Origin of the sequence: Streptomyces smyrnaeus (genome assembly GCF_017676345.1) — a bacterium.
Taxonomy (GTDB): Bacteria; Actinomycetota; Actinomycetes; order Streptomycetales; family Streptomycetaceae; genus Streptomyces; species Streptomyces smyrnaeus.
Genome location: NZ_JAFFZM010000002.1, coordinates 453,749 through 468,797 on the forward strand (window position 1 = coordinate 453,749; position 15,049 = coordinate 468,797).

Below are 15,049 nucleotides of genomic sequence, written 5' to 3' on the forward strand. Positions count from 1 at the left end.
ACCAAGTCCCACCGGGCGGCGGGTTCGCCCACACCAGGTACCGCGAGTACTCCCGCCCTATGCCTGGCTGGGATCGGGCTGAGGACGTCGTGGCTTGCCGCTCACCGGGCCGCTGAGCCCGTACGGCGACGGTCACGAGCGGTGGCCGGCTGTCTGTTCGCGACGGACATGGGCAGGCCGCTTCCCAACTGTTTGTCCGAGGCTCTGGAAGGGGGCGAGCAGAGGTGTTTCTGCCCCGCAGTAGAGAGGAGAGCTGGAGTTGCGGTCCACTTCGCTGCAGGGGGCGAAGCCAACCGGGAGTTCAGCCCGTCGACTGCTGAACGCGTCGCCCTCCGCCTGCTCTACGATTTCCCACGCTCCAGGCCGGTCGATGGGCAACCCCGACAGACACCCTCCGTCGGCGATCGTCCGATGACGAAGGTCGAGGTGCCGCGGTACGTGGGCGTCCCCAGGTGTTGACGACACTCATCGTCGGGCCAGACCCGTCCTCCAGAACGGCTGACGCAGTTCGCCAGCAGGAGCACCTGATCAGCGACTCCGACCCGTCGCCACGCCATCGGTAGGCGGAGACGTCAACACCTGCGATCTGGCGGCACCTTTGAGGTGATCTCTTGGCGTTTGATCCTTCAGGCGGATCGCTTCTCACGGGGCGGCGTTGGGAACTACCTGTGTCAGTACAGAAGTGGAGGAAAGTGCCATATGGCAGGTCTTGTCCTCCAGACAGGCCCACCTTCTTCCCCTACTGTCGGTCCATGGCTGACCCTTCCCCAAGGGCGTCAGACCCAGCAGGCCACACAATGCGCGACTTCATCGGGGATGAGGCATGGGCGGATCTGCTGACCCGGTCCACCCGCCGACGCCACCGGGCCGGCGCCCTGCTCCTGCGCCAGGGCGAACCCGGGACTCACGTCCTCGCGATGCTCAGCGGAGTCGCCAAGGTCATGCGTCACGAGCCTGACGGGAATCTGACCCTGCTGGCGTTTCGCGGGCCCGGTGAACTATTGGGAGAAGTCGCGGTTCTGGACGATGGAGTGCGCTCTGCCAGCGTCGAGGCGATGTCGCAGTGTGACGTCGGGGTGGTGGATAAGCCTGCTTTCCTGCGATTTGCGACGGAATCCAAGCTATTTCCACTCCTCGTGAAATACGCGCTCAGTCGCCTGCGTGAGTCCGATCAAGCGCGCGCCGGAGGCGACTTGGTGGGAAGGCTGGCTGCGACTCTGGTGAGACTGGCCGATATCGCGGGCGAGACGGTGCCATGTGGGGCTTGTTCACTGGAGCTGGCTCTGACGCGCGACGACTTGGCTCAACACCTTCGGGTCTCCCGTAACACAGTGTCGTCGGTACTCACTGGCCTGTCGGAGTATGTCCAGGTCAGCAGGAAGCGCATTGTCATCGACGACCTACCCGCTCTCCGGCGAGTGGCGCTAGCGGACGCTTCCCGGAAACCCTGACACGTGACTTACGCCACGCTCTCACTGCACTGAGTGTGCGGACCGAGACGCCGGTTCCCTGGAACCTCGGATCAGAAGGCCCCCAGCACGTTCGGCCACCGAGGTCGTACGTACACCAGTCCGGGCGAGAAACCAGCAGGGAGAACGAGGTCCGTCCATGCCCGAGCCCACACACGAGCCCTCTGCGGCCGTACGCCCCTACACGCACAGCCGCAGCCTCCCGCCGTATCGGGGAATCCTCGCGGTCGATGCGAAGGACTTCACCGGCTACCCGGCGATCCAGCACGGTGAGATCAGTCGCGTCATCCCCCAGCTCCTCAAGAGTTCCTTCGCTCGTGCGGACCTGTCCGAGGTCTGGGATGACAGGAGGTTCCCCGATTCGACGGGGGACGGCTACGTCTTCGGGTTCGAGCCTGCCTCCATGCCGTACATCATCCACCCGTGGCTGAAGGCGCTCCAGGAGCTGCTTTCAGAGTTCAACGTCAACTCGATGGGAACCGTCCGAATCCGCCTCAGGGCCAGCCTGCACATCGGCCCGCTCCCCGACTCCGGCGCCGAATTCGACGGCAACGGGACAGCGCGCAACGACACGCACCGGCTGCTGGACTCGGTGCCGGTCAAGGCCGTTCTCTCGGCACAGAGCGAGAACATCACGCAGGTGGCCGCCATCCTCTCCGACCGCTGCTACCAGGACGCCGTGGCCAGCGGCTACACAGGGCGGCACCCCGACCACTTCATCGAAGTCCCCGCGACCGTGGAGGGAAAGCGGTTCGAGCAACGCGCGTGGTTGTACGTGCCCGCCCCCTCGGGGACCCTGTACGACTCCCGGATTCTTGGCGAGGGGGTGGCCCAGGCCTCCCAGGATCCCGAAGACAACCGCGACGAGTGGTCCGGGTCCGCAGATCGGGCCACGCACCAACGCTTCAGGGCAGACCGGGGCATCGTCAACAGCGGCACGGTCGAGGGCGGGCAGACCGTGACCAACGTGGAGGGTGGCGGCCGGTTCTTCGGTGGCGACCAGGTCGGTGGAAACAAGGCCGGGACCGTGCACGGAAACCAGGGTGACACCGTCCATGGCGACAAGAACGCCGGCACCGGACGTTCCCGGGAGGATCGTTGATGAGCGCGTCACAGGAGGCCCCGGACGGCGGTGCGAACGCCGAACTGGAGGCGGCGGCACCGAGGCGGCATAGCGCGGAAGAGTCGCAGGGCTCCCAGAACGCCGATCACCTTCAGGATGCCGAGGACGAGCAGGCGGGGCGAGACGTGTACGGCCGTACGGCCGAGGATCCGGACACCGATGCGGATGGTGACCTCGACGAGGAGTTCGCCGCATACATGCGGAGTATGCATGGCAGCGGAAAAAAGCCGCCTCGGGCCTTCATGTACGCTCCGGGCGGGCTGTTCAACCTAGGCTCTGTCGAAGGTGGCCAGCATGTGAACAACCAAGGAGACGGTCCTGCTGCCGGGTGGCGCAGCCCCTCGCACGATGGCCCCCTCTTCGCGGAGGAAATCCTGACGGCGGGCGACGGATTCGCGGAGCCGTCCTGGTTCTCCGACGCCCTCCGGGCTCTCGACTCGCGCCTGCTCCTTCTCACGGGCACGGCCGGGACCGGGCGTCGTACGGCGGCTCTCAACCTCTTGCACCGGCACAGCGACAGCATGATCCTGCGCGGCGTCGACGCCACAGTGGATTTCGCAGAATGGCGCCCTGACGGCGACGAGGTACGCGGCTACCTGGTCGATGGGCTCTCCCAGCCCCAGCAGCTCCTCAAGGGCTGGCTGGTCAACCAGCTCATCGGCCGCCTCCGGAAGGCGAAGGCCCGCATGGTGATCGTTCTTCCGGACGCACCGGGGCTCGTACGGGAGCTCAGGCGCGAACTGCCCCGACACGTCGTCACCTGCGTACCGCCGTCGACGCGCGAGGTATTCGCGGCTCGGTTCGAGGCCAGGGTTCCGGACGCAGAACAGCGGGACCGTATCCTCACCGCGCTGGGACGAGAGCAGGTCGGCGAACTCCTTGGCCAGGATCTGTCCCCCGCCCATGTCGCTGAGCTTGTCGACGAAGTCGTGCTGGAAGAGTCGGACTTCGTCACGATCCTCGAACGTATGAGCTTCCTGGCGGAGCAGGAGGTTCCAGAGCTGATCGACCGGCTCAGGGATCAGCCACCTGCTCTCGCCTTCCTCCTCGCGTCCTGCGTCTTTGAAGGGCTCGACTACCGCATCGTTCAAGAGGAGGCCGACCGGCTGCTGGAACTGGCGGATCAGCGCCTCGACGCCAAGCTTCCCGGGACGCGCGAGGAAGAGGAGTCTCGGAGCAACCCACGGTTCGTCTTCGGGGACTCCATGGATGATCTGCTGCGTGGCATCGGCGCTCGCCAGATGCCGCGCGAAGTCCGCTCGGCGTCGGGGTACGGCTACTCCGTTGAGCCCGTTCGTTTCATTCGTCACGGCCGTTCCCAGGCGGTCTTACGACACGTGTGGCGGGAGTATGGCCAGGTTTCCGGGCTGATGACCGACTGGCTGGAAAAGGCGCGACCCGAGAACGAACTTATCCGCCCCATTGGTGAGGTGATGGGGATGGCGGCCCGCTGGGGCGGCGGCAGGCGGGCACTGTCGCACATCAGCGCCCTCGCGCGGTCGCCGGAACGCGGGACACGGCAAGTGGCCGCAGCCGCGATGGCCATTGCGGCACAGGACCCGGTGCTGGCCGGTGAGATCCGTTACCGACTGACGCGCTGGAGTCTGACGAAAGGATGGAAGCTGCGCGCGACGGTGGCGTACACCTGCGCCACCGCGTACGGGGTGTCCAGGCCGGACCACGCCCTGACACTGCTCGGACGCTTGATGTATGGACAGGACGACACTGAAGGCCACCCGGTGACAAGCGCAGTCTCATCAGCGCTACGTGCCCTGTTCACCTCGGGTCAGCAGTCGGCAGTAATTCGGCGGCTGTCCGAGTGGGCGGATGAGGACGGCAGGCGAAGCGAGGTGGCGCTGACGTCGTTCACGTATCTGCTCCAGGACATCCCCTGGTGCGCCGGCCAGTTGCACGCCGGGACGGATGCGGCCGAGCACATTGTCGGGCTGGTTCACCAGGCGCTCAACGAGGAGGAGCACTTCGACCGCACCCGTCGGGCGATCCTCTCCTGGCGGCAGGTGGCCGATTGGGACGAGCAGAGCCGCGACGCACTGGAGGCCCTGCTGTTCGCGCTGTCGTACGGGATGCAACACGGCGTACTGCGACTCTTCGTCAGCATCGACAGGGACGAGAACGACAGCACAGCGGGCAAGGACATCGCACGCCAGGCCCTGACCGCCTGGCGTAACGGCCAACCAACGCACACGAGCAGCGGCACCGGCAGGTCTACGAGCGACCAGAGGAGCCCCACGCGATGACCGATGACACCATGCCCCTCCTCTTCACACAGTCACCGCGCGCTCCGTGGCGCGAAATCCTCCGCTATCGGTGGTCTGCTCAGCACGACAGGGCGCTCGTACTCGAGGACGTCGAGGGGACGTATCAAGTGCTGTGGGCAGGGGCGCCACGCCAGGAACGGGGCCCGAATACCGGTATCCCGACCGACGCCGTGGAAGCGGGTCCTGGGTCTTCCCGGCTGCGTCACGCCTACCAAGCCGCCTTCCACGTGGACATCGCCTACCACAGGAACGACCGCGCCCTCCGCATTCCCCACCAGTATGGTCCACCCGAGCCCGTCTCACTCCGCGTCTCCTGGTGGGTTCATGACCCTGCGCAGGTGGTCGGCACACAGACCACGCACGGCTGGAATGCCGTCCGCAGAGACCTCGACCTCCGGCTCCGCGATCTGGAGAAGACATATGCGGTGGACTCCCAGGCTGTGAAGGCCGACGAGTTGACACATCACCTGGGTGCTGTGCGCAGGATGGACCACTGCGGAATCAGCTACGAGGTCACCGGCACCTCGTCCCGTGAAGCAGACGATGAACTGCTGCTTTCCGGGCCCGACGCGGGCAGCTTCCCGTACACGTGGACCGCAACGCGGCGTGAGGAGTACGACTTCTGCCTCCAAGCAGTCCGCAACGGCCCCGTCTCGCTTGCTGCCCTGTGGCTCCTCCGTCAGCCCGACCAAGTGCGCGCCGTACTCGACTGGTCGGTCAGCAACAGAAACCTGATACGCGAGGAAGTGGGCTGGGAGGACCAGGTAGTCGGCCTGCTGAGCTGCCTGTCGGTTGAGGAACGCCAGGAACTTTCGGAACTGCTACGCGACCGACTCCTCGCACTGGGCCGTAGGGTCCCCTACGATCAGGACGCCGTGCAATGGCCGCGCTGAACGGGCGTCGCCCCACTTGCCGCGAGTCGGATTGTGCGGGTTGGATGCGGCCGGGTACGTGATCGGCCCTCCGCTGCGGCATGTCGCCGGGCAGGTCGATGGCGCTCTCTGGTGGCTGCCTTCCGGTCTCGGACCGCCCGGCTGAGGGAAGCCGGCCCATGGGGTCAATAGGGCTCCACCACCGAAGCGGTGAGGCCAAACCGGTGAAGGTCTGGCTGTGTGGATCTCGTCAAGGAGCTCCTCGGCGGTTTGTCACGGTCGCCTTGGTCGCACATTGGGAACAACGCTCACGGTACTAATAGTGACCACCACCTTGCGCCGGAACTACGGGAAGTTCCTGCCCTTGACTCTGCAGATGGAACGATCAGCTGCGATACGTCCGACCGTGGGCAGTGGCAGCATAACCGGGCGAGTAGGCCCAGGCGGACGGTCACATTGCATAAGTTCAAGGCCGCGATGCCTGCGAGATCGTCAAACATACCTCGCGAGGTGCAGGCTTTGATCTCTGTTTCGAAGCCTATTTTGAGTGGATTTGGGCGCTCCGCTCGCTTGCTCGATTTCTACTCATGGGTTCTCGCGGGTCGTGCGGAGCAGTTCTCCCGGGGCGCGAAGCCAGACGTCCCGCAGACGGCGCGGTCCGGACAACGAAGCTGTCCTCGATCGGGGGGCACGCAAGTAGGCATGGCGGAGTCCTCCGCGCCCGTCTGTGATCCAGGCGGCTTCCGAAGAGCGTCGCTCCGATATGGAACCGAGAGGGCTGCCGAGCTACAAACGTCGGAAAGACGACTCGGTCGATTCCGTATGGAGGTCTTGGCATGCAATCTGCGTTGTGGGGTGAAGTATTCCGCCAAGGGACACCGTTACGGTTCCTGAAAGGCGAGTTCCTGCTATGGCAAGGAGAAGCTGGGGAATCAATCCTGCGGCTGACATCCGGCGTGGTGAGTGTCGTCAGGTTGACAGAAGGAGGGGATAAGATTCCGCTGGCGCTCCGCGTCCCCGGGGACCTTGTCGGCGATATGGCCGTCCTCAGCGGGAGGCCGCGGAACGCCAATGTCGTTGCCGCCAGTACGGTCACGGCCGTTCGCTTGTCCGCTTCCCGTTTCAAGCAGTTGCTCATGCAGAAGGAACTGCTGCTGGATCTGCTTCAGAGATCACACGAACGGCAACACGAGTCAGACCTACGGCTCGGCGGTGCACGCGCGCTCCCGCTCAAAGTTCGAATGGCTCGGTTTCTCCTCGCGATGTCGGAGAACGGGGAAACACTGAGGGTCCGCGGGTGGTCTCAACAGGATCTGGCCGAAATGTTCGGGGTCTCGCTCCGGACCTGTTGCGGTGTGGTGCGTGAACTGCGCGACGAGGGACTGCTGGAGGGGCGCTGCTGGAGTCACCGGCTCATCGAGATCAGGGACCCTGTAGCCCTGCGCGGGCTGGCCAGCTTCTAGGTTCACTCGCTGTGCATAAGATGTGGCCCAGGTCACAAGTCAAGTGTGCAGCTGTTGCACAAAATCCGTCCTGGCGCTTGCCCATGCTCGGAGACAACCGCATTCGCGGCCTCCGATTGTCGCCGAGTGTCAGGAGAAATATGTTTGCACCATCGCGCGCGCAGGGGGTGGGAAGCTGCCCCCTGCCCGACTACCACGCATTGCTGGCAGTCGACGCAGAACGCTTCACCAGCCTCCCGTCCGTTCAGCAAACTCAGGTTAGCCGACTGATTCCAGCTCTGATCGACACCGCACTGACCGAGGCCAACCTGTGTGAGGTAAAAGACCGGAAGGCGTTCCCGGCGCATACTGGGGACGGTGTGGTCTTTGGCTTTCCGCCTGCCCTGCTCCCCTATGCGGTGTGGCCCTTTCTGGATGTGTTCAACGACGTTGTCGGGCGGCACAACTCATCAGGCGCCCGCCCTCGCGTCCGTCTCCGTGTCGTTCTTCATCTGGGCCCGCTTCCGAACGGTAGGGGGTGTGAAGCGGGCAACGGTGCTGCACGGAACGAAGCCCACCGCTTACTCGACTCGCGACCGGTCCGGCAGTATCTAGCTGAGTCCTGCGAAAGGTCAACTTCTGTAGCCGCGATCATCTCCCAGCGGGTCTATGAGGACGTCATCCTTTCCGGGTACGCAGGGCTCCATCCACACAGGTGCGTCAAGGTCATGGCCACCGTGAGTGGCAAGGATTTCGCGCAGCCGGCCTGGCTGTACATCCCCTCGCCGTCCGGCAATCTGCTCGCCTCCACAGGAAGTGGGGAGGAAGGCTCCGGAGGGCCCGAACACAAGGGAGCCGGGAGTTCGGGGGAGACGGGACACGCCGAGCCGTTAGGTGCCTCTCGCGCGCACGTCAGTCAGCGAGTCCGAGAGGGTGCCGCGATCGTGGGGAACCTCACCGGCGGACTCAGTGTCACGACCGGCGCTGATTGCCAGAGCCCACCGCCGAGGCGCCGATGAGCACTGCGGAGTGGCCAAGCCCCTCCTCTCACCTGAGCGGATCGTTCTGCCAGCACCTGGGGCAGGGGCTGAACTTTCTTGGCGTTCTCAACGGGCCGCTCATCAACCGGCCGTGCAACGGGCCCCACCTCGCCATGTGCAGACCCGACCTGGCTAGACCACTCGCAGGCGGTTCGTGCGATTTCGTGTGCGTTTCGCTGAAGCGCCTGGTCAGTGCATGCGAGCGGGTGGCCGAAGCGATCTCCATGGCGGAGAAGAACCTGCCAGCAAAGCCTGAGGAGGTAGTAGATCCATGACTGCACACGTATACGAAGGCATTTTCTCCCAGGTAGGGAGGCAACTCATGGCCCTGCCTGACGGTACGGCCCCACTCCTCGTCGTGCGGCTTGGTGACGAGACTCTGCGCCTTACGCTTCGTGAAGCCCGGCACGCTGTCTATGGGGCTCGTCCTGAGGAACGGGTAGGGGAAGCCGTATGGCGTCACGCGGTCGCTGAAGCCCGGAACGGTCAGGCCGACACCTCTTATCAAGGAGCCGACCCAACCGATCAAATGACGGACTACTGGCAGCTGTTTCTCATCTGGCTTGCAATTCCCGGCTTGTACCGGACAGTCCGCCGCATCACGGACCGGTTCCGGATCGACCGTGAGGATGTCGAAGCCGAAGCGGTGCTCGCCCTGCTTGACGAGATCGAGACTGTCGATCTAAGCCGCCCGGGTGTGGGTTCTCAGGTGGTCAGGGGAGCGGCGGGACGGATGTGGGGTTACGCGGCCCGTACAAGGCGTGAGGTGCCGGTCGTGGACATCACGAGCTTGGCGGTTGCCCGCCATGGCGCAGTGGCCGACGCGCTCGACGACATGCCCCGGGAGAGCTGGGAACTGCATGTCACGCCTCCTGGCGATGTCGCTGGCCTGGCTGCGACGCTGCGGTTCACCGAGTCAGCGACCTGCCGCGAAGGGGCACGGCTCGGAGCCTTGGCCCAGAGCATCGGGTTGACGGATATCGTCCTCCGTGCGCGGCGCCCCAGGGCCGGTGTCCGGATCGGAACCCTTGCGCTGCGCCCGGCGGGAGCCGGGCGATGAGCGGCCGATCCGGTCTGCCTCCGCTGGGTTTCGCGGAGGTCTTCGACCTCCCGCTCTGCGTCGACCTGCGGACTGCGGCGCGTGCCTTCGGCATCAGCTTGGGGACGGCCTACCGGCTTGTCGGTCTCGGCTCTTTTCCCTGCTTTGTGCTGCGAGTGGGTGGACGTTACAGGGTCCCGACGGCGTTCATGCTGCGAGCCCTCGGTATCGAGGAGAGGCCCGTGTACGCCGTCGATCTCGAAGCCGGCGCGGAGCACGTCAGCGTTCCTCATGCACCATCCCATCATGGAACGGAGGTCTAAACATGACCGCTTCTGGCACCATCGAGACCCAGCGCCAGCCCGGTGACGCGGTCTCACAAGGGGCTAATGTCCGAACCTGCTTCGTAATCGGCCCCATCGGGGATGCTCACGCGCCACACAACTCCGATGAGCACCGTGCCTGGGAGGACCATCTGCGCATTTTCGAGAAGGTGATCGTCCCTGCTTGTGCCCGGTTCGAAATCGAGGCGCTCAGGGCGGACCGTATCAGTCGCGCGGGAGACATCAACGAGCAGATCTGCCGGTACGTCCTCCAGGCTGACCTCGTCATCGCGGACGTGAGTGGTGGCAACCCCAACGTGATGTACGAGTTGGGGCTCCGGCATATCACCGGTAAGCCGACGATCCATATCGGGGAGTACGGTCAACTTCCGTTCGATATCGCGCCGATCAGGACGATCCGGTACAATCGTTCGCTCAGCGGATTCGCAGATGCCCGGGCGGAAATTGAGGGGACTTTGGCGGACGGACTCCAGGAGGGTTTCGACCTCCTGACTCCGGCCAGAGTTCTGCGCGGCGTGCAGACCACAGACGTCGTTAGGTCGTCGGGGTCGGGGGAAACAGACCAGGCCGATGACGCCCCGGGCCTGCTCGACGACTTCGCCGCCATCGAGGTTGGTCTGGAAGCGATGGCCGGGGACATGGATGCGATCACCGCAGCGATTGAGGCGATCGCTGCGATGACGGAGCAGTTCGCTCCAGAGTTTGAGAAGCTGAACCAGTCCAACGCCCCCATGAGCGCTCGTCTCTCTCTGGTGCACCAGTATGGGAAGGGCCTCAGCGCTCCTGCGGAGAACATGGACCGGTCAGCTCAGGCGTTCTCCCGACGCATGGTCACCCTCGACAGTGGGGTCCGGGCCGCGCTGGGCCTTATCGAAGCCACACCGCCCGACGAACGGGATGAGGGGGCAGCCGAGTTTCTCGAACAACTCGTGGACCTGGCCCAGTCCGCTCAGGGAGGGCTGGAGGGCCTTACCGTCTTCGGCGGGGCGGCTGAGGAACTGGGTGGCCTCAGCCGGAACCTGCGGGTCCCGATCAAACGCATCGGCTCCGCTATAAAGCGGGTGACTTCCGCGATGACCTGCATCGACGAGTGGGCAAGTACTGCTCGCGCACTCGTTTCCGAGCCCACTCCGGACCTCTCCTGTGCATCTGAGTGAAAGACGGACGCGCCCCCTGGCCGCCTGGTAAAAGGAGAACTTCGTAGGGCCCCACCGTCTCGCCGGTGAGGCCCTACGTCCTGCCCGGTGAGAGCTGAGCGAAGGGCGAAGGGTACAAGATGCGAATTCGTGAGGGGGCGCCCCACACGTTCTCCAGCTGTTCGCCCGGGGGTTCGGGGCGGCGAGGTCGTCCTGGGCGCTGGCGGAGTGGCCCGCTGGCAGCTACTCGAACGGCACTGCGCGGTGCTGATTGCAACCAGAACTGCAACCACTGATCCGTAGAGAAACGCCTGTTCATCCCTCCTGCTGGCCGTAACCGAACAGGCGCTCTTCCCAGCCTGCCGAGTGTTGCCCAGACTGCTGCGGAGGCGAGGGGCGAGGTGCGGGGCGAGGGGGACCGGGATGGCTGCTCGACGGCGGGGTCGGCGATCGGTTGGACGGAAGCGGCGTGCGGCGCGGCTGAAAGCAGCCGCGATCGCAGCAGGACTGTCGTTGGTTCTCCTGGTGGCCTTCTGGTCGACGATCTGGCCGTATCTCGCCGGAACCGCGCTCGCGGGTGGCGTCGGTGCTGCCGGCTGGTGGCTGTGGCGCAAGGACCGCGCCGCACGGGGCAGTGACCGTCGCTGGCGGGCGGAGGAGGCCGTGAAGGCGGGCCGTCGCACTCTCGCCGAGGTGGACGTGATGACGGGGAGGGACTTCGAGGAGTTGGTCGCCGACCTGTGCCGCAGGGACGGGTGTACGGCAGTGCGCCGGGTGGGCGGCTCCCACGACAACGGTGCCGATGTCGTGGGGCGTCTGCCGGACGGCCGCTCCATGGTGATCCAGTGCAAGCGCTACGCGCCGAGCAGTTCGATCGCCAGCCGGGAGATGAGGGACCTTCTGGGGGCCAAGGTGCACTTCGCCGCGGATGTGGCCGTCTTCGTGACGACCACGCGTTTCAGCCGCCCCTCCGAGGCGTTCGCCGTGGAGCACGGCATTCTCGCCGTCCACCGCGACCATCTGGGCATGTGGAACAACGGTGCTTCACTGGAGTCGCTGATCGGCGTCAACGGCGCGGGGCAGGGCGATGGACGGCACCGCGCCCGGTGGAAGAAGACCTACCGGGCATGACGCCCAAGGGTTGCGCGGTGTCGCGGCCCCGGAGGTCGGCCGGTGGCCGCCGCGTACGGATCGTCAACGGCTGCCGGGCTCCGGCCTGCCGCCGTCCGCGCCGTCCGCCCAGTGCCGTGCTGCGGGTCCCGTGCCGTGTGTCGTGCACGGTGGTGGTCAGGCGCTCGACGAGGCCGGCGGTCTGCGCGGCCTGGCGCAGCTGGTCGAGGCCGATGGGGCTGGAATCGGTGGTCTGTGCGATGAAGCCGTCGTCGGCGAAGAACAGCGCGTCGCGGCCGTGACCGGCCCCAACTCCAGCACGTCCCGGGTATCGGCAGCCGAGTCCGGGCCGTCCCAGGGTGTCCCGGGGGCAGTTGCGGGCGGGGACGGTGGAGCTGCTGGGGCTTTCACCTTTCCCCTTTCACCTGGTGCTCGCGGGGCCCGCCGCGTCGATCTCGGCGACGAGTGCCTCGACGCGGGTCTTGATCTCGTCGCGGATGGGGCGTACGGCTTCCACGCCCTTGCCTGCCGGGTCTTCCAGTGCCCAGTCGAGGTACTTCTTGCCGGGGAAGACGGGGCAGGCGTCGCCGCAGCCCATGGTGATGACGTAGTCGGACGCCTGGACGGCCTCCGTGGTGAGCACCTTCGGCTGCCGGCCGGAGATGTCGATGCCGACCTCCCTCATCGCCTCGATGGCCGCCGGGTTGACCTGGTCGCCAGGGATCGAGCCCGCTGAGCGGACCTCGACGCGGTCGCCCGCGAGGTGGGTGAGGAATCCGGCTGCCATCTGGGAGCGTCCGGCGTTGTGGAGGCAGACGAACAGCACGGACGCGGCTGGGGTGGAGGGCATCAGTTCATCCTTCGCGGTCGGTTCAGCAGCTTCGCGGTGCGGTTCGGCGGGGCTGCGGCCGGCTGGGAGCGGCCCGCGTCGTGGCTGCACACGAACAGCGCCCGGGTCATCGCGGCGTCCGGGACCGCCCGGGAGCGCCTCCGGGCGAGCGCGTCCGGGCGCTCGGGTGGGCGCCGGCCGCCCCGGGCGGCGGCCAGGGCCGGGTTGGCGTCAGCTTCGAATGATGTGACAGTATCAGTCCATGCTGACGTCAGTCGACGCTGACCTGATCCGGGTGCTGGCCGACCCGCTCAGGATGAAGATCGTGCATCTGCTGGCGCGTGAGACCTTGTGCACCACGCATCTGGTCGAGGAGACCGGCGCGCGCCAGACCAACCTGTCCAACCATCTGCGGGTGCTGCGCGAGGCCGGGGTGGTGGAGACCGAGCCGTGCGGCCGCTTCACCTACTACCGCCTGCGGTCCGACGTCATCGCCGTATTGGCCGGGCAGTTCACCGAGCTGGCCGAGACCGCCCGTGCCACCGCCGCTGCCGACATCAAGAGGGCCTGCCCATGAGCACCACCGAAGAGACCACCAGCCCACCTGCGGACGAGGCCCCCGCCGCAGTCGGGGGTGTCGTCGGCAAGCTCTCCACCCTCGACCGCTTTCTGGCCGTGTGGATCCTGGCCGCCATGGCCGTCGGGCTGGGCCTGGGCCGGGCGATTCCCGGTCTGAACGACGCGCTGTCCAAGGTCGAGATCGGCGGCATCTCGCTGCCGATCGCCATCGGCCTGCTGGTCATGATGTATCCGGTCCTGGCCAAGGTCCGCTACGACAAGCTCGACGCGGTCACCGGCGACAAGAAGCTGATGATCTCGTCCCTGGTCATCAACTGGGTCCTCGGTCCGGCCGTGATGTTCGCCCTCGCCTGGCTCTTCCTGCCCGACCTGCCGGAGTACCGCACCGGTCTGATCATCGTCGGCCTGGCCCGCTGTATCGCCATGGTGATCATCTGGAACGACCTGGCCTGTGGCGACCGGGAAGCCGCCGCCGTACTCGTCGCCCTCAACTCCGTCTTCCAGGTCCTCGCCTTCGGCCTGCTCGGCTGGTTCTACCTCGACCTGCTGCCCCGGTGGCTGAACCTCGGCGACGGGCAGGGCCTGGACGTGTCCGTATGGCACATCGCGCTGAACGTCGTCGTCTTCCTCGGCGTCCCGCTGCTGGCCGGGTTCCTCACCCGCCGCCTGGGCGAGAAGAAGATGGGCCGCGAACCCTACGAGCAGAAGTTCCTGCCCAAGATCGGACCGTGGGCCCTCTACGGCCTGCTGTTCACCATCGTGCTGCTCTTCGCCCTCCAGGGGAAGACGATCACCTCGCAGCCCCTGGACGTGGCCCGTATCGCGCTGCCGCTGCTGGTGTACTTCGCGCTGATGTGGTTCGGCACCTTCGCCCTCGGCAAGGCGATCGGCCTGGCCTACGACCGCACCGCCACCCTGGCCTTCACCGCCGCCGGGAACAACTTCGAGCTGGCCATCGCGGTGGCCATCGCCACCTTCGGTGTCACCTCGGGCCAGGCCCTCTCCGGCGTCGTCGGCCCGCTGATCGAGGTCCCGGTGCTGGTGGCGCTGGTCTACGTATCCCTGGCCTGGCGCAGGAAGTTCGCCGCGCGGTGACGCAGCAGGTCGACGTGGTGGTCGGCGGCGGCCAGGCAGGGCTCGCCGCCGGGTGCGCTCGGAAGGGGCTCTCGTTCGCCAACGGGCAGAACCGGTCGAGCATCGTCTCCACGACATGGGCGCGGGCGACGATGGCCGACCGCAGCCGACAGCCGGCCCGGTTCCGTGCTGCGCGGGTCAGACGATCGCGGGGCTGCGGCGCTCGACCAGGACGACGTCGCGCCAGTGGCCGTGGTGGCGGCCGATGCGCTCGCGGGTGCCGATGACGCGGAATCCGGCGCGCTGGTGGACGGCGAGGCTGGCGGTGTTCTCCGGGAAGATGCCCGACTGGATGGTCCAGATCCCGGCGGCCTCGGTGGAGTCGACCAGTGCCTTGAGCAGCGCGGAGGCGATGCCCCTGCCGCGTGCGCCAGGGTGGACGTAGACGGAGTGCTCGACCACACCGGCGTAGGCGCAGCGGTCGGAGACCTTGGTGGCCGCGATCCACCCGAGGACCGTTCCGTTCGCGTCGAGGGCGGCGAAGCGGTGGTCGGGCAGCTTGGCCGCGTCGAAGGCGTCCCAGGTGGGGGCGGTGGTCTCGAAGGTGGCGTCGCCCTCGTCGATGCCCGCCTGGTAGATCGCCAGTACGTCGTCGGCGTGCTCACGGGTCAGTGGGACGACGCGCGTGCTCGAAGGGTCGGGGCGGCTCATCG

General features: G+C 66.3%; 13 protein-coding genes. 11 read left to right on the top strand and 2 right to left on the bottom strand.

All coding sequences use genetic code 11. The features are described 5' to 3' along the window. The first annotated feature begins 797 nt into the window (after positions 1-797). The 9 genes from JW613_RS05520 (at position 798) to JW613_RS05555 (ending at position 11,875) form a co-directional block, all read left to right on the top strand. Positions 798-1,451 carry a Crp/Fnr family transcriptional regulator gene (locus JW613_RS05520; RefSeq protein WP_209209542.1) on the top strand — a complete coding sequence of 218 codons (654 nt, stop codon included), beginning with the start codon at positions 798-800 and terminating at the stop codon, positions 1,449-1,451. A 157-nt stretch (positions 1,452-1,608) separates the two neighbouring features. After that, a complete protein-coding gene (locus JW613_RS05525; protein WP_209209543.1) occupies positions 1,609-2,571 on the top strand; it encodes a hypothetical protein in 963 nt (320 codons plus the stop codon). Beyond that, positions 2,571-4,850 (top strand): hypothetical protein, encoded by a 2,280-nt coding sequence (locus tag JW613_RS05530; RefSeq protein WP_209209544.1) that lies wholly within the window; start codon positions 2,571-2,573, stop codon positions 4,848-4,850. Before JW613_RS05525 ends, JW613_RS05530 begins: the two co-directional genes overlap by 1 nt. Next, positions 4,847-5,764 carry a hypothetical protein gene (locus tag JW613_RS05535; protein WP_209209545.1) on the top strand — a complete coding sequence of 306 codons (918 nt, stop codon included), beginning with the start codon at positions 4,847-4,849 and terminating at the stop codon, positions 5,762-5,764. Before JW613_RS05530 ends, JW613_RS05535 begins: the two co-directional genes overlap by 4 nt. A gap of 815 nt (positions 5,765-6,579) precedes the next feature. Next, entirely contained in the window at positions 6,580-7,206 is a 627-nt protein-coding gene (locus JW613_RS05540; protein ID WP_209209546.1) for a Crp/Fnr family transcriptional regulator, read from the top strand. Between the two features lie 1,341 nt (positions 7,207-8,547). Next, positions 8,548-9,285 (top strand): hypothetical protein, encoded by a 738-nt coding sequence (locus tag JW613_RS05545; protein ID WP_209209547.1) that lies wholly within the window; start codon positions 8,548-8,550, stop codon positions 9,283-9,285. Beyond that, positions 9,282-9,587: a helix-turn-helix domain-containing protein gene (locus tag JW613_RS35605; RefSeq protein WP_245225032.1), complete on the top strand. Its 306-nt coding sequence runs from the start codon at positions 9,282-9,284 to the stop codon at positions 9,585-9,587. Before JW613_RS05545 ends, JW613_RS35605 begins: the two co-directional genes overlap by 4 nt. Before the next feature lie 2 nt (positions 9,588-9,589). Then, a complete protein-coding gene (locus JW613_RS05550) occupies positions 9,590-10,765 on the top strand; it encodes a hypothetical protein (RefSeq protein WP_245225033.1) in 1,176 nt (391 codons plus the stop codon). A 492-nt stretch (positions 10,766-11,257) separates the two neighbouring features. After that, positions 11,258-11,875, top strand: coding sequence for a restriction endonuclease (locus JW613_RS05555; protein WP_372447902.1), 618 nt, complete (start codon positions 11,258-11,260; stop codon positions 11,873-11,875). 400 nt (positions 11,876-12,275) lie between these two features. Here JW613_RS05555 and JW613_RS05560 read toward each other — a convergent pair whose 3' ends face one another. Then, entirely contained in the window at positions 12,276-12,704 is a 429-nt protein-coding gene (locus JW613_RS05560; RefSeq protein ID WP_209209549.1) for an arsenate reductase ArsC, read from the bottom strand. Between the two features lie 241 nt (positions 12,705-12,945). Here JW613_RS05560 and JW613_RS05565 point away from each other — a divergent pair, with 241 nt between their 5' ends. Together JW613_RS05565 and arsB are read left to right on the top strand one after the other, a co-directional pair. Next, complete coding sequence (locus JW613_RS05565; RefSeq protein ID WP_209209550.1) at positions 12,946-13,260, top strand: ArsR/SmtB family transcription factor; 315 nt, start codon at positions 12,946-12,948, stop codon at positions 13,258-13,260. Next, on the top strand, positions 13,257-14,357 hold the full coding sequence (arsB, locus tag JW613_RS05570) for an ACR3 family arsenite efflux transporter (RefSeq protein ID WP_209209551.1): 1,101 nt from the start codon (positions 13,257-13,259) through the stop codon (positions 14,355-14,357). Before JW613_RS05565 ends, arsB begins: the two co-directional genes overlap by 4 nt. A 177-nt stretch (positions 14,358-14,534) precedes the next feature. On the opposite strand, the gene JW613_RS05575 is transcribed toward arsB, so the two are convergent. Further along, the gene (locus JW613_RS05575; RefSeq protein WP_209209552.1) at positions 14,535-15,047 is read right to left on the bottom strand and encodes a GNAT family N-acetyltransferase; all 513 of its coding nucleotides are present in this window, start codon (positions 15,045-15,047) and stop codon (positions 14,535-14,537) included. Positions 15,048-15,049: the final 2 nt, after the last annotated feature.

Excerpts from the sequence above, each read along its gene's own strand:
- JW613_RS05520 (WP_209209542.1), top strand. The coding sequence starts at position 798 with ATGCGCGACTTCATCGGGGATGAGGCATGGGCGGATCTGCTGACCCGG.
- JW613_RS05525 (WP_209209543.1), top strand. The coding sequence starts at position 1,609 with ATGCCCGAGCCCACACACGAGCCCTCTGCGGCCGTACGCCCCTACACG.
- JW613_RS05530 (WP_209209544.1), top strand. The coding sequence starts at position 2,571 with ATGAGCGCGTCACAGGAGGCCCCGGACGGCGGTGCGAACGCCGAACTG.
- JW613_RS05535 (WP_209209545.1), top strand. The coding sequence starts at position 4,847 with ATGACCGATGACACCATGCCCCTCCTCTTCACACAGTCACCGCGCGCT.
- JW613_RS05540 (WP_209209546.1), top strand. The coding sequence starts at position 6,580 with ATGCAATCTGCGTTGTGGGGTGAAGTATTCCGCCAAGGGACACCGTTA.
- JW613_RS05545 (WP_209209547.1), top strand. The coding sequence starts at position 8,548 with ATGGCCCTGCCTGACGGTACGGCCCCACTCCTCGTCGTGCGGCTTGGT.
- JW613_RS35605 (WP_245225032.1), top strand. The coding sequence starts at position 9,282 with ATGAGCGGCCGATCCGGTCTGCCTCCGCTGGGTTTCGCGGAGGTCTTC.
- JW613_RS05550 (WP_245225033.1), top strand. The coding sequence starts at position 9,590 with ATGACCGCTTCTGGCACCATCGAGACCCAGCGCCAGCCCGGTGACGCG.
- JW613_RS05560 (WP_209209549.1), bottom strand. The coding sequence starts at position 12,704 with ATGCCCTCCACCCCAGCCGCGTCCGTGCTGTTCGTCTGCCTCCACAAC.
- JW613_RS05565 (WP_209209550.1), top strand. The coding sequence starts at position 12,946 with ATGCTGACGTCAGTCGACGCTGACCTGATCCGGGTGCTGGCCGACCCG.
- arsB (WP_209209551.1), top strand. The coding sequence starts at position 13,257 with ATGAGCACCACCGAAGAGACCACCAGCCCACCTGCGGACGAGGCCCCC.
- JW613_RS05575 (WP_209209552.1), bottom strand. The coding sequence starts at position 15,047 with ATGAGCCGCCCCGACCCTTCGAGCACGCGCGTCGTCCCACTGACCCGT.